This window comes from Micromonospora sp. A202 (assembly GCF_006715105.1).
Lineage (GTDB): Bacteria > Actinomycetota > Actinomycetes > Mycobacteriales > Micromonosporaceae > Micromonospora > Micromonospora zamorensis.
Map to the genome: position 1 here is coordinate 6909399 of NZ_VFMP01000001.1, position 21798 is coordinate 6931196.

14 protein-coding genes are annotated in these 21798 nt (G+C 70.0%); 11 read left to right on the forward strand and 3 right to left on the reverse strand.

The genetic code is table 11. From position 1 onward, the window contains the following. Positions 1–11 precede the first annotated feature (11 nt). Positions 12–1154 carry a polyprenyl synthetase family protein gene (locus FBZ33_RS32155; RefSeq protein ID WP_141912174.1) on the reverse strand — a complete coding sequence of 381 codons (1143 nt, stop codon included), beginning with the start codon at positions 1152–1154 and terminating at the stop codon, positions 12–14. Between the two features lie 65 nt (positions 1155–1219). On the opposite strand from FBZ33_RS32155, the gene FBZ33_RS32160 reads away from it, so the two are divergent. Then, the gene (locus tag FBZ33_RS32160; protein WP_141912177.1) at positions 1220–2143 is read left to right on the forward strand and encodes a phytoene/squalene synthase family protein; all 924 of its coding nucleotides are present in this window, start codon (positions 1220–1222) and stop codon (positions 2141–2143) included. Beyond that, positions 2140–3465 carry a deoxyribodipyrimidine photo-lyase gene (locus FBZ33_RS32165; protein ID WP_141912180.1) on the forward strand — a complete coding sequence of 442 codons (1326 nt, stop codon included), beginning with the start codon at positions 2140–2142 and terminating at the stop codon, positions 3463–3465. Before FBZ33_RS32160 ends, FBZ33_RS32165 begins: the two co-directional genes overlap by 4 nt. On the opposite strand, the gene FBZ33_RS32170 is transcribed toward FBZ33_RS32165, so the two are convergent. After that, positions 3466–4542 carry a serine hydrolase gene (locus FBZ33_RS32170; RefSeq protein WP_141912182.1) on the reverse strand — a complete coding sequence of 359 codons (1077 nt, stop codon included), beginning with the start codon at positions 4540–4542 and terminating at the stop codon, positions 3466–3468. A 91-nt stretch (positions 4543–4633) separates the two neighbouring features. Between FBZ33_RS32170 and FBZ33_RS32175 the strand changes: the two genes are divergently transcribed. From FBZ33_RS32175 to FBZ33_RS32210, 8 genes are all read left to right on the forward strand, one after another. Beyond that, complete coding sequence (locus tag FBZ33_RS32175; RefSeq protein WP_141912185.1) at positions 4634–6109, forward strand: NAD(P)/FAD-dependent oxidoreductase; 1476 nt, start codon at positions 4634–4636, stop codon at positions 6107–6109. A gap of 104 nt (positions 6110–6213) precedes the next feature. After that, a complete protein-coding gene (locus FBZ33_RS32180) occupies positions 6214–7218 on the forward strand; it encodes a LacI family DNA-binding transcriptional regulator (protein ID WP_088950969.1) in 1005 nt (334 codons plus the stop codon). Between the two features lie 333 nt (positions 7219–7551). Then, the gene (locus tag FBZ33_RS32185; protein ID WP_141912187.1) at positions 7552–8931 is read left to right on the forward strand and encodes an ABC transporter substrate-binding protein; all 1380 of its coding nucleotides are present in this window, start codon (positions 7552–7554) and stop codon (positions 8929–8931) included. Between the two features lie 88 nt (positions 8932–9019). Then, complete coding sequence (locus FBZ33_RS32190; protein WP_088950971.1) at positions 9020–9976, forward strand: carbohydrate ABC transporter permease; 957 nt, start codon at positions 9020–9022, stop codon at positions 9974–9976. A gap of 11 nt (positions 9977–9987) precedes the next feature. Beyond that, the gene (locus FBZ33_RS32195; RefSeq protein WP_088950972.1) at positions 9988–10875 is read left to right on the forward strand and encodes a carbohydrate ABC transporter permease; all 888 of its coding nucleotides are present in this window, start codon (positions 9988–9990) and stop codon (positions 10873–10875) included. Between the two features lie 140 nt (positions 10876–11015). Beyond that, positions 11016–12638 carry a glycoside hydrolase family 13 protein gene (locus FBZ33_RS32200; protein WP_255509090.1) on the forward strand — a complete coding sequence of 541 codons (1623 nt, stop codon included), beginning with the start codon at positions 11016–11018 and terminating at the stop codon, positions 12636–12638. A 146-nt stretch (positions 12639–12784) separates the two neighbouring features. After that, on the forward strand, positions 12785–15649 hold the full coding sequence (locus FBZ33_RS32205) for a discoidin domain-containing protein (RefSeq protein WP_141912192.1): 2865 nt from the start codon (positions 12785–12787) through the stop codon (positions 15647–15649). Positions 15650–15839: 190 nt separating this feature from the next. After that, positions 15840–19538, forward strand: a complete 3699-nt coding sequence (locus tag FBZ33_RS32210) for a discoidin domain-containing protein (protein ID WP_141912194.1) — start codon at positions 15840–15842, stop codon at positions 19536–19538. 1 nt (position 19539) lies between these two features. Here the strand turns inward: FBZ33_RS32210 and FBZ33_RS32215 are convergent, their stop codons facing one another. Then, complete coding sequence (locus FBZ33_RS32215) at positions 19540–20340, reverse strand: crotonase/enoyl-CoA hydratase family protein (RefSeq protein WP_141912197.1); 801 nt, start codon at positions 20338–20340, stop codon at positions 19540–19542. 176 nt (positions 20341–20516) lie between these two features. Between FBZ33_RS32215 and FBZ33_RS32220 the strand changes: the two genes are divergently transcribed. Next, positions 20517–21371 (forward strand): Rieske 2Fe-2S domain-containing protein, encoded by an 855-nt coding sequence (locus FBZ33_RS32220; RefSeq protein WP_099856886.1) that lies wholly within the window; start codon positions 20517–20519, stop codon positions 21369–21371. Positions 21372–21798: the final 427 nt, after the last annotated feature.

The following is a 21798-nucleotide window of genomic DNA, read 5'->3' on the forward strand; positions in this document are numbered from 1 at the left end:
AAAGTCGCTCATCAGGCCCGCCGGTTGGTGGCGGCGGTGGCCAGCCCGGTCAGCGCGGTCCGCGCCGTCCGGTCCACTGGTGCGGCGTCGAGCGCGGCCAGTGCGTCACTCACCCGCTCGGCGATCATCCGCTCCACCCGGGCCACCGCGCCGGTCTCCTCGACCAGCTCGGCGAGCCGGTCGACCGGCCCGTCGCCGGCCCGATCCATCGCCCGGAGCTGGGCTGGCGTGGCCAGCTCCCGGGCCAGCATGAGCAGCGTGGTCGGCTTGCCGGTGCGGAGGTCGTCGCCGGCCGGCTTGCCGGTGTCGGCGGGATCGCCGTAGACGCCGAGCAGGTCGTCGCGGAGCTGGAACGCCTCGCCGACGGCAAGGCCATAGCGGGTGTACGCGGAGACCAGCGCGTCGTCGACGGGCACGCCGGCCAGGCAGGCCCCGAAGAGCAGTGGCCGCTGGACGGTGTAGCTGGCGGTCTTGTAGCGGGCCACCCGCAGCGCCCGGTTGACCGACCAGCTCGCCGGGTCGTTCTCGCCGAGCACGTCGAGATATTGCCCGGCGACCGTCTCCACCCGCATCTGGTCATAGCAGCGCCGCACTTCGAACAGCCGGGCCGACGGCACTGTGGCCTGGGCCAGCAACCGGTCGGCCCAGACCATGCAGAGGTCACCGATGAGCACGGCGACGGCTTCGCCGAATCGGCGGGGATCACCCCGGTGGCCTGCGGCGATGTGCTGTTCGGCGATCGCGACGTGTGCGGTGGGCCGGCCCCGGCGGGTGGTGGACGCGTCCATCACGTCGTCGTGCACCAGGGCGAAGGTGTGCAGCAGCTCCAGCGCGGCCAGCGCGGGCAGGACGGGTGGTAGCGCCTCGGTGCTGCCGACCGCCCCGCGCCACCCCCAGTAGGCGAACGTGGAGCGGATCCGCTTGCCGCCCACGAGGACTGCTTCCCGCGCGGTGGCGGCGAAGCGGCCCATCGAGATGTCGATCTCGGTGAGGGAGTCGACCTCGGCGGTGAGGAAGGTTGCCAGGGTCTCGTCGACCGCGGTGATCAGGTCATGGGTGTACGCGGCCAGAACGGCGCGGACCGGATCGTCACCGTCCCCCGGCCCCCGCTGCGCCACACGGGTCGCATTGCCCGCAACTGCGTCGTTGGCCATGCGACTGAGCGTACCCTAGGCTACGAGTTGCGTCGATTGGTGCGTCGATAAAATAAGGAGGGCCGGTGGACACTGATCTCACCGCTGCCTATGACCGGTGCCGTGAGCTGCACAAACGCCACGGCCGCACCTACTATCTCGCCACCCGGCTGCTCCCCGCTTGGAAACGACGACATGTCCACGCCCTCTACGGGTTCACTCGGTACGCCGACGAGATCGTCGACCGCACCGAGGACCTGCCGCAGGTCGAGCGTGCCGCCCGCCTCGACGACTGGGCCAGCCGATTCGTGTCCGGCCTGCACGGTGCGTCGGTCGACGACCCGCTGCTGCCGGCCGTGCTGCACACCATCGCCGTCTTCGACCTCGACCGGGACGACTTTGCGTCGTTTCTGAAGAGCATGGCGATGGACCTGACCGTCACCTCGTACCCGACGTACGACCACCTGCTCGACTACATGGAGGGCTCGGCGGCGGTCATCGGCACCATGATGCTGCCGATCCTGGGCACCTCCGACCCGGTGGCGGCACGGGAGCCGGCACGGCAGCTCGGCTTCGCGTTCCAACTCACCAACTTCATCCGGGACGTCGCCGAGGACCTCGACCGGGGCCGCACCTACCTGCCGGACGAGGACCTGGCGAAGTTCGGCGTCACCCGCGAGGAGCTGGCCGAGGCCTGCGCCCGGGGCCGCGGCACGCACCGGACCCGCGAGCTGATCGAGTACGAGGTGACCCGCGCCCAGGCGCACTACGCCGCCGCCGCGCCGGGCATCACCATGCTCGCGCCAGCCTCGCAGGCCTGCATGCGCACCGCGTACGCGTTGTATGGCGGCATCCTCGACGAGGTGGCCGCGCAGGACTACGACGTCTTCACCCGGCGGGCACTGGTGCCGCAGCGGCGACGGATGGCGGTGGCCGCACGGGCTCTGCTCACCTCGACCGGTACGCCGGTCACCATCCCCGGGCCGACGGTCCACCCGCAGACCCGGTGACCGCAAGCACCGCGATCGTGCTCCTCACCCGCGACCTGCGGGTGCACGACCACCCGGCGCTGGCCACCACCTGCGCGGCCTTCGACCGGGTGGTTCCGCTGTACGTGCTCGACCCGGCACTGGCCGGCCTGTCGGCCAACCGCACCCGGTTTCTGCACCAGGCGCTCGCCGAACTGCGGGCCGAGCTGCGCGAGCGCGGTGGTGACCTGGTGGTACGCCACGGCGACCCGGTGGCCGAGACGATCCGGTTGGCCGGTGAGGTCGACGCCACCGCCGTCGCGCTCTCCGCCGACGTCAGCAACTACGCCCGGCGCCGCGAACGACGACTGCGCGCGGAGTGTGAGCGGCACCGGCTGCACCTGCGACTGTTTCCCGGGCTGACAGTGGTCGAGCCGGGCGCGTTGCGGCCCGGTGGCGGGGGCGACCACTACCGGGTGTTCAGCCCCTACCACCGGGCCTGGGCGGCCAGTCAGTGGCGTGCGGAGTTGGCCGCGCCGCACCGGGTGGAGCTGCCCGGCGGGGTGAGCGTGGGCAGCCTGCCGAAGCCGCCGGCCGGGGACTCACCGGACGCGGCGGTCGGCGGCGAGCGGGTTGCCCGGCAGCGGCTCACCGACTGGCTGCCCGACCTGGACCGCTACGACGATCAGCACGACGACATGGCCGGCGACGACACGTCCCGGCTCAGTCCGTACCTGCGGTTCGGCTGCGTGTCCCCACTGGCGGTGGCCAACCGGGCCGGGGACCGGTCCGGGCCGTTCGTCCGGCAGATCTGCTGGCGGGACTTCTACTACCAGGTCACGACGGCCTTCCCGGAGATCTCGACGTCGGCGTACCGGCGGGGCGCCACCGAACAGTGGCGCTACGACGACGACGCGTTGGCGGCCTGGGCCGAGGGTCGGACCGGCATGCCCATCGTCGACGCCGGGATGCGGCAGATGCGTACGCAGGGCTGGATGCACAACCGGGCACGACTGATCACCGCCGGCTACCTGACCAAGCACCTCGGGCAGGACTGGCGGCCCGGGGTGGCCGTCTTCTTCCGCTGGCTGCTCGACGGGGACGTGGCCAACAACTCCGGCAACTGGCAGTGGGTCGCCGGCACCGGCAACGACACCAAGCCGTACCGGGGGTTCAACCCGGTCCGGCAGGCCGAGCGGTACGACCCGGACGGCGACTACGTGCGCCGGTGGGTGCCGGAGCTGGCGAAGGTGCAGGGCAAGGCCGTGCACCAACCTTGGCGACTGCCCGACGCGCTCCGCCAGACGCTCGACTATCCGCCGCCGCTCTCGGTGCCGGGCACCGACCCCGTCTGGCTGCGCTGATCAGAGGCAGGAGTGCAGCACCTCGACCAGCTCGTCCACCCGGTCGTGCTCGGCGAGGTGCCCCGTGGCGTACCCGAAGGCGTAGCCGCGCTCCGGGTCGGCCCACGCGCTGCTGCCGCCGATGCCGCCCATGCCCCAACTGCCGTCCGGCTCCCACTGCATGCCCAGCGTCCATCGGACCTGGCGGTCCAGCAGCAGGTCCGGCCCGTCGTACTGGACCCGGGTCGCCTCCGCCAACAGCTCGGGGCTGAGCAGACGGACTCCGTCCAGGACACCCCCGGCGAGCAGACCGGCGTAGAGCCGGGCCAGGCCGGAGGCGGTGGCGTGCAGGTTGACCGCGGGCATCTCCGCAGCACGCCAGAGCGGGCTGTTCAGCACGGCCAGGTCCAGCCCTCCGGCCGGGTTGCCCAGCGCTCGCGCCCGCAGCGATCCCGGCTCACCGAGCTTGCGGGCCGGCCACTGCGGGTCGCCGTAGCGCAGGTCGGCGCAGCGCCGCTGGTCCGCCTCGGTCAGCCCGAAGCCGAGGTCGAGCTGCCACCGGTCGGCGATCTCCTCGGCCAGGAACCGGCCCACCGACCGGCCGTCGACCCGGCGAACCACCTCGCCCACCAGGTGCCCGTACGTCCAGGCGTGTTCCGCGGCCACCGAGCCCGGTGACCACTCGGGGTCGGCGGCGGCCAGGTCGCTGGTGAGGAGCGTCCAGTCGGCGATCGCGGTGGCCGGTCGGGGTACCGGAAAGGCCGGCAGCCCGGCGGTGTGCGACAACACCTGACGCACGGTGGCGGGTGTGCGGAACTCCGGCCAGTACCGGTCGACGGGTGCGTCGAGGTCCACCTGCCCCCGGTCGACGAGCATCAGCAGGCAGAGCGCGGCCACGGGCTTGCCGACCGAGTAGACGTTGACGAGCGTGTCCGGCCGCCACGGCTCGCCGTCCGACCCGGCAGCCGTCCGGGTTCCGCCGATCAGGTCGACGACGGGCTGACCGTCGTACCAGATGACCAGGCCGGCACCGGTCTCCCGGCCGGAGGTGAGCAGGTCGTGGAAGCAGTCCCGGACCGGTGCGAAGCGTGCGTGCATCCCGCCACGGTAGGCGTCCCGGACCGGTGAGGGTGCCGACTTTTCTCCGACCCTGGTGGTCGGGCTGGTGTCGCTGGGGGATGCTGTCGGGGTGGCAGAGCCGGAGCTGGTGGATGTGGTCGTGGTCGGGCTCGGGGTCGGCGGCGAGGAGGTGGCCGAGCGGCTCGCCGAGGCCGGCCTGAGCGTCGTCGGCATCGAACGGGATCTGGTCGGCGGGGAGTGCCCCTACTGGGGTTGCATCCCGAGCAAGATGATGATCAGGGCGGCCAACGCCCTGGCCGAGGCGCGCCGGGTCGACGGGCTGGCCGGGACGGCGCAGGTCCAACCGGACTGGGCGCCGGTGGCCAAACGCATCCGCGAGGAGGCCACCGACACCTGGGACGACACGGTTGCCGCCGACCGGTTCACGGGCCTGGGCGGCCGGCTCGTCCGGGGAAGTGGCCGCCTCGACGGCCCTGGCCGGGTCCGCGTCGGCGACCAGGTGTTCCAGGCTCGGCACGGGGTCGTGCTGGGCACCGGGACCCGTCCGTCGGTGCCACCGATCGACGGCCTGGCCGACACTCCGTACTGGACCAACCACCAGGCGATCGAGGTCGAGGAGTTGCCGGAGTCGCTGCTGGTGCTCGGCGGCGGCGCGATCGGTCTGGAACTGGCACAGGTCTTCGCCCGCTTCGGGGTCCGGGTCACGGTGGTGGAGGCGCTCGACCGGGTGCTGGCCGTCGAGGAGCCGGAGGCGTCCGAGGTCGCCGCCGCGGCGCTGCGCGCCGACGGCGTGGAGATCCACACCGGGGTACGCGCCGAGCGGGTCGAGCACGACGGCACCCGGTTCACACTGCGCGGCAGCGGCGGTTCGGCGTTCACCGCCGACCGTCTGCTGGTGGTGACCGGGCGCAAGGCCCACCTGACCGAGCTGGGGTTGGACACGATCGGCCTGGACGCCAGCCAGCGTTACCTGCCGGTCGACGACCGGTTGCACGTCACCGACCAGGTCTGGGCGGTCGGTGACATCACCGGCGAGGGTGCCTTCACGCACATCGCCATGTACCAGGCCGGGATCGTGATCGCCGACATCCTGGCCCATGCCCGGCAGGCGAGTGCGGGAGCGGACGCCAGCGGGACCTCCAGCGTGGTCGGCGGTGCGATGGGCGCGTCCAGCTCGCTGGCCGCCAGCGGGTCGAGTGGGTCGGCCGGCACGGTCCCGCGAGCGGACTACCGCGCACTGCCCCGGGTGACCTTCACCGATCCCGAGGTCGGAGCGGTCGGGCTCACCGAGCAGCAGGCGCGCGAGCGTGGCATCAACGTGCAGGTCGGTTTCACCAAGCTGGGCAGCTCGACCCGCGGCTGGATCCACCGGGTCGGTGACGACGGCTTCATCAAGCTCGTCGCGGACGCCGACCAGGGTGTGCTGATCGGCGCGACCTCGGTCGGTCCGGCCGGCGGCGAGGTGCTCTCCGCGCTGGTCGTGGCGGTGCACGCGGCAGTGCCACTGAGCCAGCTCCGGCACATGATCTACGCGTACCCGACCTTCCACCGGGCCATCGAGTCCGCGTTGCGCGACCTGTCCTGACGCCCGCCCCGGTGGTCGATGTCGGAAGAATCCGGCAGCAAGCCAGCAAACGACGGGCACTTTGCTGTTCATTTCTTTCATCCTGGTGACGTACGATTGCGACCGTGACCAAGCGGTTGACTGAAGTTGCCAAGAAGGCAGGCGTCAGCGAGGCCACCGTCAGCCGGGTGCTCAACGGCCGCGACGGGGTCTCCGAGACGACCCGCACCGCCGTGCTGACCGCGCTGGACGTGCTCGGTTACGAGCGGCCGACCAAACTGCGCGGCGAGCGCGCCCGGTTGGTCGGGCTGGTGCTGCCCGAGTTGCAGAACCCGATCTTCCCGGCGCTGGCCGAGGTCGTCACCGGGACTCTCGCGCAGCGCGGCTACACCCCCGCCCTCTGTGCCCGCACCATCGGCGGTGTCTCCGAGATGGACTACGTGGAGATGCTGCTCGACCACCAGGTCTCCGGCGTGATCTTCGCGGGTGGTTCGTACGCGCTCGCCGACGCCCGACACGACCACTACCGTCGGCTGACCGATCGGGGTCTTCCGGTCGTTCTGGTCAACGCAGGCGTGGCCGAGCTGGGCTTCCCCCGGGTCTCCACTGACGACGCGGTGGCGGTGGAGCAGGCGTACGGGCACCTGCGCTCGCTCGGGCACGAACGGATCGGGATGGTGCTCGGCCCGGAGGGGCATGTGCCGTCCCGACGCAAACTGGACGCGATGATCCGGGCCGCCGGCTGGGACGAGGGTGACGCCGAGTGCGTCGAGCGTTCCAGCTTCTCCATGGAGGGCGCGCGGGTCGCCGCGACGAAACTGGTCGAGCGTGGTGTGACCGGCATCATCTGCGCCAGCGACGTGCTCGCGTTGGGCACGATCCGTGCGGCCCGGCGGCTGGGTCGCTCGGTGCCGGCCGACGTGTCGGTGGTGGGCTACGACGACTCCGCGTTCATGACCTGCACCGACCCGCCGTTGACCACGGTCCGGCAGCCGATCGAGACGATGGGGCAGGCCGCAGTGGATCTGCTGGTCACCCAGATCGAAGGCGCCGGCGTCCTGCACGACGAGTTGCTGTTCGAGCCCGAGCTGGTGGTGCGGGGTTCCACCGCGCCCGCCCCGGGTCGCTAGGCACCGCTCCAGACGACGCTCCGGCCGTCGACCGCTCCATGCGGTCGGCGGCCCTTTTCGTCGTTGCCCATCGGGAGCGGCATCGATCTCGCCGAATGACCCGCCATAAGGGACCAAAAGCCCGCATATCTGGCTGCTTTCAAGCGCTTGCCAACATCTGCCGTAATCACGTCGTGTCCTTTCGGAACAGGGTCGATACCTTGCCGAAATGAGTCCCCCTCGCTACAGTGACTCCACTCACACCTGGCTCCGACGCAGCTACTGGGCGTCAGGTCGCATCACCGCAGATCAGCGAAGGTCATTGGAGACACCCGTTCCCGAAGGGATGGACAGATGTCCGTACCGCAATACCGAAAGGCTGCGGCGGTTGCGCTCGTGGCCGGCCTGGGGCTCAGCCTCACGGCATGCTCCACGAAGAGTGACGACAAGGACGCGACCGCAGGCGGCAAGGTCACCATCACTGTCGACTGCCAGCCGGTCGGTGCGCAGAAAGAGCTGCTGAAGAACTGGAACGACGACGTCGCCGAGTTCCAGAAGCAGAACCCGGACATCGTCATCAAGAGCGTCAGCGTCGGTGAGCAGTGCAACAACCCGCCGGACTTCACCGCCCGCCTCGCCGGCGGCACCGTCACTGACGTGTTCTACGGATACATGACCGATCTCCAGCAGGTGCTCGACTCCGGTCAGGCCATGGACATCACCTCCCAGGTCAGCAAGGACACGATCCCCACCTGGGACAGCGTCGACCCGGCACTCAAGGGCGTCTTCACCGACGGCGGCAAGCTCTACGCCGTTCCGGTGAAGAACTACTCGATGGGTCTGGTCTACAACAAGGTCCTGTTCCAGCAGGCCGGGCTCGACGTCAACAACCCGCCGAAGACCTGGGCCGACGTCCGGGCCGCCGCCAAGAAGATCTCCGCACTCGGCAACGGCATCGCGGGCTACTCGGAGTACAGCGCCGGCAACACCGGCGGCTGGCACTTCACCTCCCTGCTCTACTCGCAGGGCGGCCAGGTGCTGACCCCGGACGGCAAGAAGGCCGACTTCAACAACGCCATGGGTAAGCAGGTCCTGCAGAACATCAAGGACATGCGGTACGGCGACAACAGCATGGGCGCCCGTCAGCTGCTCCAGTGGGGCGATCTGCTGACCAACGCCGGCGCGGGCAAGGTCGGCATGTTCATCGGCGCGCCGGACGCCACCCAGGCGATCGTCAGCCAGTTCCAGGGCAAGTTCCAGGACTGGGCGATGGCCCCGCTGCCCGGCCAGGATGGCGCGGCGAAGGGGACGCTCGGTGGTGGCGAGGGCTACTTCTTCAAGAAGGACCTTACCCCCGAGCAGGTCAAGGCCGGCCTGAAGTGGATCGCGTACCAGAAGCTCACCCCGGGCAAGGGTCAGTTCGACTACGTCCGGGCCAAGCCGCAGAACTACCCGGTGGGTCTGCCCCAGCCGCTGCTCTTCGCCAACGGCAGCGACGCGCAGAAGCAGGAGCTCGAGCTGCGCAAGGCGAACGCGAACGTCGACACCACCAACTTCGCTCTCTTCGAGGCGACCCCGGTGCCGATCAAGGGCGAGCCGCGCAACGCACAGGCGATCTACGCGGTGCTCGACGCCGCGATGTCCGGTGTGCTGACCAACCCGAACTCGAACATCGACGCCCTGCTCAAGACCGCCGAGGAGAAGGTCAACCAGCTCCTCACCGCGGAGAGCTGACCTGAGGGTGTGGGGGCCGGTACGCCGACCCGGCCCCCACACCACCCGCGCCGCATCGTCGACGTCACCGACTCACCCAGGAGTTGCCTTGGCGATCACCACCGTCCCGGAGACCCCCAGGAAACCGGGCCGCCCGCCGTCGCCGTACTCGGCGAGGCCGCAGCGTACGAGCCTCGGCCGAAAGGTACGGGACAACCTCACCGGGCACGCGTTCCTGATCGGCGCGGTGCTCTGCTTCGTCGTCTTCTCCTGGTACCCGATGGTCCGCGGCATCGTCATGAGCTTCCAGCGGACCCGGCGCGGCGAGACCACCTGGGTGGGTTGGGACAACTACTCCCGCATCATCGCCGACCCCAGCTTCTGGACGGCCTGGCAGAACACCTTCTACTTCACGGTGCTCGCGCTCGTCCTCGGGTACGCGGTGCCGTTCTTCGTGGCGATCCTGCTCAACGAGTTCCGCCACGCCAAGGGCTACCTGCGGATCCTGGTCTACCTGCCGGTGATGCTGCCGCCGGCCTCGGCGCTGTTCCTCTTCAAGTTCTACGCGTACGACCCCAGTGAGGCCGGGCTCTTCAACGCGATCCTCAAGGCGCTGCACCTGCCCACCTCGCAGTGGATGCAGTCGCCCGAGATGACGATGCCGGCGATGGTGGTCGCGTCGACCTGGATGAACATGGGCGGCGCCGTGCTGATCTACCTGGCGTCGTTGCAGAACATCCCCGGCGAGTTGTACGAGGCGGCTGAACTCGACGGCGCCGGGATCTGGCGCCGGATCCGCCACGTGACGATCCCGCAGACCCGGCTGATCCTCGCGCTCCTGGCGATGTTGCAGATCGTCGCCACGATGCAGCTCTTCATCGAGCCCTTGATCCTGGCCAACGGCGCGGGCGCGGAGGACTCGGCGACCTCGGTGGCGTACCTCATCTACCAGCACGGGTTCTTCCAGAACGACCTCAACGGCGCCGCCGCCCTGGGCGTGATCATGCTCGTGGTGCTGGCCGGCTTCTCCGCCGTGTACGTGCGGCTGACTGCGAAACAGGACTAGGACGGCGAGGAATGGCACAGGATTCCGGAACCCGGACCCTCATCTCCCACTCCCAGCTCAGCCGGGGGCGCGGCAAAGTCATCTACTGGACGCTGCTGATCGTCGTCGTGGCGGGGTTCACGCTCGTCTTCCTCGGGCCGCTCTACTGGATGGTCACCGGCGCGCTCAAGTCCGGCCAGGAGATCGCGCAGACCCCACCCTCGCTGTTCCCGAAGGATCCCCAGCCGCAGAACTACATCGACGCGTGGAACAACCTGGCCCTCGCCAAGCTGCTGTTCAACACGTTCTACTACGCCATCGGCGCGGTGCTGTTCCAACTGGTCTTCGACAGCGCGGCAGCGTACTCGCTGTCCAAGCTCCGACCGATCTTCGGCAACACGATCCTCGCCCTGATGCTGGGAACTCTGATGATCCCGGCGATGGTCCTCATCGTCCCGCAGTACGTGACAGTGCTGGACCTGCCGATCCTGCACATCAACCTGCTGGACTCGCCGTTCGCGATCTGGCTGCCGATGGTCGCCAACGCGTTCAACATCTTCCTGCTGAAGCGGTTCTTCGACTCGATTCCCGAGGAGCTGATGGCGGCGGCCCTCATGGACGGGGCGTCGTCGCTGCGCACGCTCTGGTCGATCATCCTGCCGCTGTCGCGCCCCATCCTCGGCGTCGTGTCGATCTTCGCGGTGACGGCGGTGTGGAAGGACTTCCTCTGGCCGAAGCTGGTCATGCCCTCGCCCGAGACCCGGACGGTCAGCGTCGGCATCTACACCTTCGCCGGCGGCACACCGATGAACGTGGTGATCGCCGCGTCGGTCATCGCCGCGATCCCGACTGTCATCATCTTCCTGATCTTCCAGCGGAACATCATGTCCGGTCTGACCACGGGCAGCATCAAGGGATAGCCACCAGCGCATCCTCCCGCGCGGCGAACAACGCCCGTTCGTCCGACACATATCTAGGTCCGGCGAACACGCCGACGTACTGACGCAGAAAGCAGGTGCTCGTGTCCACAGCTGACAGAAGTCCGTGGTGGCGTGGAGCCGTGATCTACCAGGTGTATCCCCGGAGCTTCGCCGACGGTAACGGCGACGGCATCGGTGACATCGCCGGCATCCGGTCCCGGCTGAACCACCTGTCCGCGCTCGGCGTCGACGCGATCTGGTTCAGTCCCTGGTATCCCTCGCCGATGGCCGACGCCGGCTACGACGTGTCCGACTACCGCGACATCGACCCCGTCTTCGGCAGCCTGGCCGAGGCGGAGGCGCTGATCGCCGAGGCACACGCGCTGGGCATCCGGACCATCGTCGACGTGGTGCCGAACCACTGCTCCGACGCGCACCCCTGGTTCCAGGCGGCGCTCGCCGGCGGGCCCGGCGCGCCCGAGCGGGACCTGTTCTGGTTCCGGCCGGGCCGGGGCCCGAACGGCGACCATCGGCCCACCGACTGGATCGGCGAGTTCGGCGGCGAGACCTGGACCCGCACCACCAACCCGGACGGCACCCCCGGTGACTGGTACCTGCACCTGTTCGCCCCGCAGCAGCCGGACTTCAACTGGGACCACCCCCGGGTACGCGCGGAATTCGAGGACATCCTGCGGTTCTGGTTCGACCGGGGCGTGGACGGCATCCGGATCGACTCGGCCGGGCTCCTGGTCAAGGACGGGGAGCTGCCCGAGGTCCGACCGGACCACCCGCACCCCTTCCACGACCTCGACGGGGTGCACGACATCTACCGGGGCTGGCGGCGGGTCGCCGACTCCTACCCCGGCGAGCGGGCCCTGATCGGTGAGGTGTGGCTGCCGGACCGGCAGCGGTTCGCCAACTACCTGCGCCCGGACGAGCTGCACGCCGCGTTCAACTTCGACTTCCTCGGCTGCGCCTGGGACGCCTCGGCGCTGCGGGAGAGCATCGACGGGACGCTGAGCGCGCACGCGCCGGTCGGCGCGCCAGCCACCTGGGTGCTCTCGAACCACGACGTCACCCGACACGTCACCCGCTACGGTCGGGCGGACACCCGGTTCAGCTTCGCCGCCAAGCGCGAGGGCACCCCCACCGACCTTGAGCTGGGCACCCGCCGGGCCCGCGCCGCCGCGCTGCTCTCGCTGTCACTGCCCGGCGCCGCCTACGTCTACCAGGGCGAGGAACTGGGCCTCTACGAGGTCGAGGACATCCCGTACGCGTTGCGTCAGGACCCGATGTGGGAACGGTCCGGCCGGATCGACCCGGGTCGGGACGGCTGCCGCGTGCCGCTGCCGTGGGCCGGGGACGAGCCGCCCTTCGAGTTCAGCCCCGCCGGTGCCGCAGCGCCCTGGCTGCCCCAGCCTGCCGACTGGAAGGACCGGACGGCCAGTGCACAGACCGGCGACTCCGCCTCGATGCTGGAGCTGTACCGGGCGGCGATCCGGGCTCGAAAGGCCGACCCGGCGCTCGGTGACGGTGAGCTGACCTGGCTGCCCGCCCCGGACGGGGTGCTCGCCTTCAGCCGTGGCGGTGGCTTCACCTGCCTCGTCAACCTGTCCGACACGCCGGTCCCGATGCCGGCCCGGGGGCGCTTGCTGCTGGCCAGCGGGCCACTCGACGACGGGTTGCTGCCGTCCGACACAGCGGTCTGGCTGCGTACCACCGAATCCACCGACGGGCCGCGAGGGGCGGACGGCCCGGCCTGACCTGACTCTGCTCGCCGTGGTGCCGGCGGCCCGTCCCGGCCGCCGGCACCACGCCACCAAAGGAAAGGAGAAACGAGGGGGAGACGCGCCACGCCGCACCGACACGGGGGGATCTGGCCTGCCTGACGAAAGGGAGAGCGCAGCTCATGGCCAACCACACCACCGGCACCCCGCACCACCGACACCCGACCCGGGCAGGGCTGGCCGCCATTGCCGCCACCCTGCTCGCCGCCACAACGGTGACCGCTCTCGCGGTCACCGGCACCGCAACGCCGGCCTCGGCAGCCGGACTGTCCCCCTTCGACATCCCCAATCGAGGCGCCACCGCCCCGTTCATCGAGCAGGAGGCGGAGGAGGCCGCCCACAACGGCTCGAGGATCGGCCCGGACCGGCGCTACGGCACGCTGCCGTCCGAGGCGTCCGGCCGGGAGGCGGTCACCCTCGACGCCGTCGGCGAGTACGTCGAGTTCACTCTCACTGCGCCGGCCAACGCGGTCACCTTCCGGTACAGCCTGCCCGACAGCCCGTCCGGCACCGGCCGGGACGCCACCATCGACCTGCGGGCCAACGGGTCGCTGCTGAAGTCGGTCCCGGTGACGTCGAGGTACGGCTGGTACTACGGCGGATACCCGTTCAACAACAACCCGGGTGACACCAACCCGCACCACTTCTACGACGAGACCCGGGCGATGTTCGGCAGTACCCAGCCGGCCGGCACGAAGATCCGCTTCCAGGTCTCCTCGACCGCCCAGTCGCCCACGTTCACCATCGACCTGGCCGACTTCGAGCTGGTCGCGCCCGCGATCACGAAGCCCGCCGGTGTGCTCGACGTGGTCACCGACTTCGGCGCCGACCCGAGCGGTGGGACCGACTCGACCGCCAGGTTCCAGGCGGCGGTCGACGCCGGCAAGGCCCAGGGCAGGGCCGTCTGGATCCCGACCGGGACCTTCACCCTCTGGGATCACGTGGTGGTCGACGGGGTGACACTGCGTGGTGCCGGGCCCTGGTATTCGGTGCTCGGTGGCCGGCACCCCACCGACCGGAACAGGTCCGTCGGCATCTACGGCAAGTACGTGCCCGGTGGCGGCTACACCGGGCCGGTCCGCACGCACGAGGCGAACGGGCCGAGCCGCAACGTCACGCTGCGGGACTTCGCCATCATCGGCGACATCCGCGAGCGGATCGACGACGACCAGGTCAACGCCCTGGGCGGGGCGATGACCAACTCGGTGGTCGACAACCTCTGGCTGGAGAACACCAAGGTCGGGGCGTGGATGGACGGCCCGATGGACAACTTCACCATCCGCAACAGCCGGATCCTGGACCAGACCGCGGACGGGGTGAACTTCCACACCGGCGTGACCAACTCGACGGTGACCAACACGTTCGTGCGCAACACCGGCGACGACGCGTTGGCCATGTGGGCGCAGAGCGTGCCGAACGTCAACAACTCCTTCACCCACAACACCATCGGTGTGACCCTGCTGGCGAACCACCTGGTCAGCTACGGCGGTCGGGACATCAAGATCACCGACAACGTGACGGCCGACTCGCTGACCAACGGCGGCGGCATCCACGTGGCCAACCGCTACCCGGGTGTGCAGGGCGACACCGCGGTCCGGGGCACCTGGACGATCGCCCGGAACACGTTGATCCGTAACGGCAACTCGGACTACAACTGGAACTTCGGTGTCGGGGCGATCTGGTTCTCCGCACTCAACGAATCGTTCCAGCAGGCCACCATCAACATCACCGACACCGACATCCTGGACAGCTCGTACGCCGCGCTGCACTGGATCGAGGGCCAGACCAGCGGCATCAACCTGAGCAACGTGCGGATCGACGGCGCCGGCACGTACGCGCTCCAGGTGCAGGCACCCAGTCAGGTGTCGTTCACCAACGTTCGTGCCACCAACATCGCGCAGAGCAACCCGATGCACAACTGCGTGGGCGGTGGCTTCCAGATCACCCAGGGCAGCGGCAACTCCGGCTGGTACACGCCCACCCCGTACTGCGGTCCGTGGCCGAACCCGCAGTGGGGCGGTGGGCCCACCACCCCGCCGCCCACCACTCCGCCCCCGACGACCCCGCCCCCGACGACCCCGCCTCCCACCAGCGGAAACCTCGCCCTGAACCGGCCGGCGACAGCGACCAGCACCAACCAGAGCTACACGGCGGGCAACGCGGTGGACGGCAACGCGGCCAGCTACTGGGAGAGCGCCAACAACGCGTTCCCCCAGTCGGTCACCGTCGACCTGGGCTCGGCCCGATCCGTCGACCGGGTGGTGCTAAAGCTGCCCGCCGGCTGGGAACGCCGTACCCAGACGGTGTCGGTCCTCGGCTCCACCGACGGATCGTCGTACGCCACGCTGGCGTCGTCCGCCGGTCGGGTCTTCGACCCGGGCGCCGGCAACGCCGTGTCGATCGGGCTGCCCTCCGGCGACCGCCGCTACATCCGGGTGACCGTCACCGGCAACACCGGCTGGCCGGCCGCGCAACTCTCCGAGGTCGAGGTGTACGGCGGCACCCCCACCACGCCGCCGCCCACCACACCGCCCCCGACCACGCCGCCCCCGACCACCCCGCCGCCCACCGGCAACCTGGCGGCCGGGCGGCCGGTGACCGAGACCAGCCACTCCGACGTGTACGCCGCCGCCAACACTGTGGACGGCAGCCCGAACACCTACTGGGAGAGCGCCAACAACGCCTTCCCGCAGTCGCTGACCGTGGACCTGGGCACCAACCGGACGGTGTCCCGGGTCGTGCTGAAACTCCCACCGTCATCGGCCTGGCAGACGCGCACCCAGACACTGGCGGTGCTCGGCTCCACCAACGGCTCGACGTTCGCCACAGTGAAGGCGTCCGCCGGCTACACCTTCAACCCGGGCAGCGGCAACACGGTCACCGTGACCTTCACGGCGACCAGCCAGCGGTACCTGCGGCTGACCGTCACCGGCAACACCGGTTGGCCAGCAGGTCAGCTCAGCGAGTTCGAGGTCTATTCCAGCTAGGCCAGGTGCCCCCGCCCGCCCAGGGTGGGGGCACCCCGGTCCGGGCGGTCCGGCGCAACGCAGCACCGGCCACCCACCCCGTCCCCCAGCCCGCACCGTCCCCCACCTGTCGCGGAACGACGGGCGTACCCCTGCACCCGTCGCCGGGCAACGCACCCACACCCACCCCCGAAAGAGGTGTAGCGACCCCATGTTGAGAAACGGCACCAGACGAGGCACGCCGCCGACCGGCGCGCCCACTCCCGTCCCCGGCACCACCCGCTCCGGCCGTCGGCGGCTGCTCTCCAGCGTGCTCGCCGGGATGCTCCTCGTCACCGCACCGGTCGTCACCCCCGCGGCGGCCAGCGCGGCACCAGTTTCCGACCCGGTCGCGGCCGCCGCCCGCGTCGCCATGCTCGCCGGGCTCTCCGCCACCATGACCGCCAGCAGCTACAACCAGAACTACGTGGCGAGCAACGCCAACGACGGCAACGCGTCGACCTACTGGGAGAGCGCCAACAACGCGTTCCCGCAGTGGATCCAGGCCGACCTGGGCGCCACGGTCAGCGTGGACCGGGTGGTGCTCAAGCTTCCGCCCGCGTCGGACTGGCAGACCCGCACCCAGACGCTGTCGGTGCTCGGCTCCACCAACGGCTCGTCCTTCACCACCCTGAAGGCGTCCGCCGGCTACACCTTCAACCCGGCCAGCGGCAACACCGCGACGGTCAGCTTCACCGCCGCCAGCACCCGCTACGTACGGGTGCAGGTCACCGGCAACACCGGATGGCCGGCCGCCCAGCTCTCCGAGGTCGAGGTCTACGGTGCTGCCGGCAACACCGACACCCAGGCGCCGAGCGTTCCCGGCAACCTCGCGTACACCGAGCCGGCCAGTGGGCAGATCCGGCTCACCTGGTCGGCGTCGACCGACAACGTCGGGGTGACCGGGTACGACGTCTACGCCAACGGCGCGTTGCGCGGCAGCGTCAACGGCTCGACGCTCACGTACACCGACAGCCAGTCGGCCAGCACCACGGTCTCGTACTACGTGCGGGCCAAGGACGCGGCCGGCAACCAGTCGGCGAACAGCAACACCGTGACCCGGACCGGCACCGGCAACCCGCCGACCGGTTCCAACCTGGCGATCGGCAAGCCGATCACCGCCTCCGGGTACGTGCACACGTTCGTGGCCACCAACGCCAACGACAACAACGTGGCCACCTACTGGGAGGGCAACGGCAACCCGAGCACGCTGACCGTGCAGCTCGGCGCGAACGCCAGCCTCAGCCAGGTCGTGGTGAAGCTGAACCCGGACTCGGCGTGGGGTGCGCGTACGCAGAACATCACAGTGCTCGGCCGGGACCAGGGCTCGTCGAGCTTCACCACCCTGGTCGGCGCGGCGAACTACACCTTCAGCCCGGGCAGCGGCAACACGGTGACCATCCCGGTCTCCGGCGCGGCGGCCGACGTACGGCTCTCGATCGCCTCGAATACCGGCGCCCCGGCCGGGCAGGTGGCCGAGTTCCAGGTCTTCGGCACCCCCGCGCCGAACCCGGACCTGACCGTGACAAGCATGTCGTTCAGCCCGTCTGCACCCGTGGAGACCAGCACCATCACGCTCTCCGCGACAGTGCGTAACGCGGGTTCGGCGGCCTCCGGCGCGACGAACGTCAACTTCTACCTGGGTGCCACCCGGGTCGGCACCGCGTCGGTCGGCGGCCTGGCGGCGGGCGCCTCGACCACGGTCAGCGCCAGCATCGGCACCCGTGACTCCGGCAGCTACCCGCTCAGCGCGAAGGTGGACGAGTCGAACACCGTCGTCGAGTCCGACGACACCAACAACAGCTACTCCAACCCCAGCCCGCTGGTGGTCAGCCCGGTCGCCACGTCGGACCTGGTCGCCTCGTCGGTGGCCTGGTCGCCGGGCAACCCGTCGGCCGGCAACACGGTCACCTTCTCGGTGTCGGTGCGCAACGCCGGCAGTGTGGCGTCCGCGTCCGGCGCGCACGGCATCACGCTCACCGTGCTCAACGAGTCCGGCGCCGTGGTCCGTACGCTGACCGGCTCGTACTCCGGCGTGATCAACGCCGGTGCCACGGTCGGCCCGATCAACCTGGGCACCTGGACCGCCGCGAACGGTAAGTACACCGTCCGGGTGGCGCTCGCCGTGGACGGCAACGAGCTGCCGGTGAAGCAGGCCAACAACACCAGTGACCGCCCGCTCTTCGTCGGTCGCGGCGCCAACATGCCGTACGACATGTACGAGGCCGAGGACGGCGCGGTCGGCGGCGGCGCCAGCGTCGTCGGGCCGAACCGGGAGGTCGGAGACCTGGCCGGCGAGGCGTCCGGTCGGCGGGCGGTGACCCTCAACTCGACCGGCAGCTACGTCGAGTTCACCACCCGGGCCAGCACCAACACGCTGGTCACCCGCTTCTCCATCCCGGACGCCCCGGGCGGCGGGGGGATCAACTCCACGCTGAACGTCTACGTCAACGGCACGTTCCACAAGGCCATCGACCTGACGTCCCGGTACGCCTGGCTCTACGGCAACGAGACCAGCCCGGGCAACTCGCCGAGCGCGGGCGGGCCGCGGCACATCTACGACGAAGCCAACGTCATGCTCAACTCCACCGTCCCGGCCGGCAGCAAGATCCGCCTCCAGAAGGACCCGGCCAACACCACCACGTACGCCATCGACTTCATCAACACGGAGCAGGTGGCGCCGATCGCCAACCCGGACCCGGCGCGCTACACCACGCCGACCGGCTTCACCCACCAGGACGTGCAGAACGCCCTGGACCGGGTGCGGATGGACACCACCGGCAACCTGATCGGGGTGTACCTGCCGGCCGGCAACTACTCCACCTCGTCGAAGTTCCAGGTGTACGGCAAGGCGGTGCAGGTGACCGGCGCCGGCCCCTGGTACACCCGGTTCAACGCTCCGTCGGGCCAGGACAACACCGACATCGGCTTCCGGGCCGAGAACTCGGCGGCGAACTCGTCCTTCAAGAACTTCGCCTACTTCGGCAACTACACCTCGCGGATCGACGGTCCGGGCAAGGTGTTCGACTTCTCCAACGTGTCGAACATCGTGATCGACAACATCTGGAACGAGCACATGGTGTGCCTCTACTGGGGCGCGAACACCGACTACATGACGATCAAGAACTCCCGGATCCGCAACATGTTCGCCGACGGCATCAACATGACCAACGGCAGCACCAACAACCTGGTCAGCAACAACGACGCCCGGGCCACCGGTGACGACAGCTTCGCGCTGTTCTCGGCGATCGACGCGGGCGGCGCCGACATGAAGGACAACATCTACGAGAACCTGACGTCGACCCTGACCTGGCGGGCTGCCGGTGTGGCCGTCTACGGCGGCTACGGCAACACGTTCCGCAACATCTACATCGCGGACACCCTGGTCTACTCGGGCATCACCATCAGCTCGCTCGACTTCGGCTACCCGATGAACGGCTTCGGCGCGAGCCCGCCGACCCGGTTCGAGAACATCTCGATCGTGCGGGCCGGTGGGCACTTCTGGGGCTCGCAGACCTTCCCGGCGATCTGGGTCTTCTCCGCCTCGAAGGTGTTCCAGGGCATCCGGGTCAGCGACGTCGACATCGTCGATCCGACCTACAGCGGCATCATGTTCCAGACCAACTACGTCGGCGGGCAGCCGCAGAACCCGATCACCGACACGGTCTTCACGAACATCTCGATCAGCGGGGCCCGTAAGAGCGGTGACGCCTACGACGCGAAGTCCGGCTTCGCCATCTGGGCCAACCCGATGCCGGAGGCCGGGCAGGGGCCGGCCGTCGGGTCCGTCACCTTCAACAACCTGCGGCTGAGCAACAACGCGGTGGACATCCAGAACCCCACGTCAACCTTCACCATCAACCGCAACTGATTCAGCTCGCACCGGGTGCCGCCGGGAGGGTCCCCTCTCCCGGCGGCATCGTGCCGTGTCGGCCAGCGCCGGCCGCGAACCGGGCCGCGCCGGCCGCCGCGTCCGTGGCCAGCGAGTCCATCCCGTACGCCAACTCGGTCGCCAGCGCCTCCGGCTCTCCTCGCCCGCTGCCGGCCAGCAGCGCGGCCCGGTCGTTGCGCAGGCAGGTCTGCGGGTGCCGGGCGATCGCCGCCGCCAACTCCTCGGCCGCGGCCCGCGCCTGGCCCGGTGGCACCAACCGATTGACCAACCCCATCGCGTACGCCTCGTCGGCCGGCACCGGGCGGCCGGTCAGGATCAGGTCCATCGCCCGGCTCTCGCCGATCAACCGGGGCAGCCGGACCGTTCCGCCGTCGATCAGCGGCACGCCCCAGCGGCGGCAGAACACCCCGAGCGTCGCGTCGGACTCGGCGACCCGCAGGTCGCACCAGAGCGCCAACTCCAGGCCGCCCGCCACCGCGTACCCGGAGATCGCCGCGATCACCGGTTTGCTGAGCGTCATCCGGGTCGGGCCCATCGGCCCGTCCCCTTCCGGCTCGACCCGGTTGCCGCTCGGCGTGCCGATCGCCTTGAGGTCCGCGCCGGCGCAGAACGTGCCACCGGCGCCCCAGAGCACGGCCACCGCCGCGTCGGGGTCGGCCTCGAAGGCCCGGAAGGCGTCGGCCAGCGCCCGAGCCGTCGGCCCGTCGACGGCGTTGCGAGCCGCCACCCGATCCAGCACGACGGTCGTCACCGGCCCGGCACGCTCCACCCGTACACCCATCGACTCAGCATGCCCGTACCGTCCCGCACCCACAATCCCCGTCGATCTTGCGGCTGGCGGCCTGGTTCGGCCAGGTCTGGGCGGTTTCCCGGGGCAGCAACCGCAAGATCGCACTCAGTGACGAATTTGTCGCCCGAGACCGGTTTGCGACCCCCTTCGCCGGGAAGTCGGTACGGGTGCGAGCACTTTTGACGAAAGTTGAGCAGGCATCCAGCCTCGACCGGACGGGTGACCGGTTGCAGCGAGTGGTCCTGAGCACGCTGCGTCCGCGGCGGCTGCGGGACCTGCTGCACGGGGTGACCCTCGGGCATCCACTGCACCCGGCGATGGTGCAGGTGCCGGTCGGAGCCTGGATCAGCGCCGCGGTGCTGGACCTGATGCCCGGGCAGCGCCGGCCCGCCACCGTGCTGGTCGGCCTGGGCACCGTCAGCGCGGTGCCGGCGGCGATCGCCGGGTTGAACGACTGGGCCGCCCTCGCCCGCGACCAGCGTCGGGTCGGCCTGGTGCACGCCGCCGCCAACACGGTCGGCTTGACGCTGTACGCCGGGTCACTGGCTGCGCGGCTGTCCGGCCGGCACGGCGTCGGCCGCGCTCTCGGTTTCCTCGGGCTCTCCACCGTCAGCCTGGGGGCTTACATCGGGGGCCACCTTGCGTACAAGCAGGGGGCGCAGGTCAACCAGAGCATCTCCGAGTTGCACCGGATGACCGACGGCTGGCACTCGCTGGCCGACATGGCGACGCTGCCGCAGCGCACCCTGATCACCCGAGAGGTGGACGACGACATCTCGGTGATCCTCTACCGGCACGGTGACGAGGTGACCGTGATGTTGGAGCGCTGCCCGCACCAGAGCGGCCCGCTCGGCGAGGGTGAGGTGCAGGAGATCGACGGCCACGCCTGCGTGGTCTGCCCGTGGCACGGCAGCGCGTTCCGGCTCAACGGCGGCGAGGTCGTGCAGGGGCCGTCCGGCAACGACCAGCAGATCCTGCCCACCCGGATCCAGGACGGCGTGCTCCAGACCCGCCTGCCCTGACCCAGCGGCACGGTGGCCGCGGTTCGCCCGACCGCCACCGGCTCCGTGGGGTGTGACTCGGCGCCGATGCCCGCGTCGTCAAGCGGTGCCGCTTTCGACGCTGATGCCTGTGAGTCATCTTGATGCCTCACAGGCATCACGCATTCTGGAGACCTGGTCCTCCGCGCGGACCGCTGCCGACCAGACCCGCCTGCTGGCTGCTGCGACAGCCGAGTTGTGGTCGGTCGAGTCGGTGCCGGGCGGGCGGAGAGCCGCTCACGCCTCGCCCGTGCGGATCAGGTGCGTCGGTGGCGGCCGACCGGAGGTCCGTCCGGTACGGAGTCCAAGCCGTGCCCGCCCCCGAACAACCCGCCCTCAGCGCCATCGCCGGCCCAACTGTCGTCACCCCCCCAGCCCGATGCGCCGGCCCCCGCCCCGCCGCCGGTAG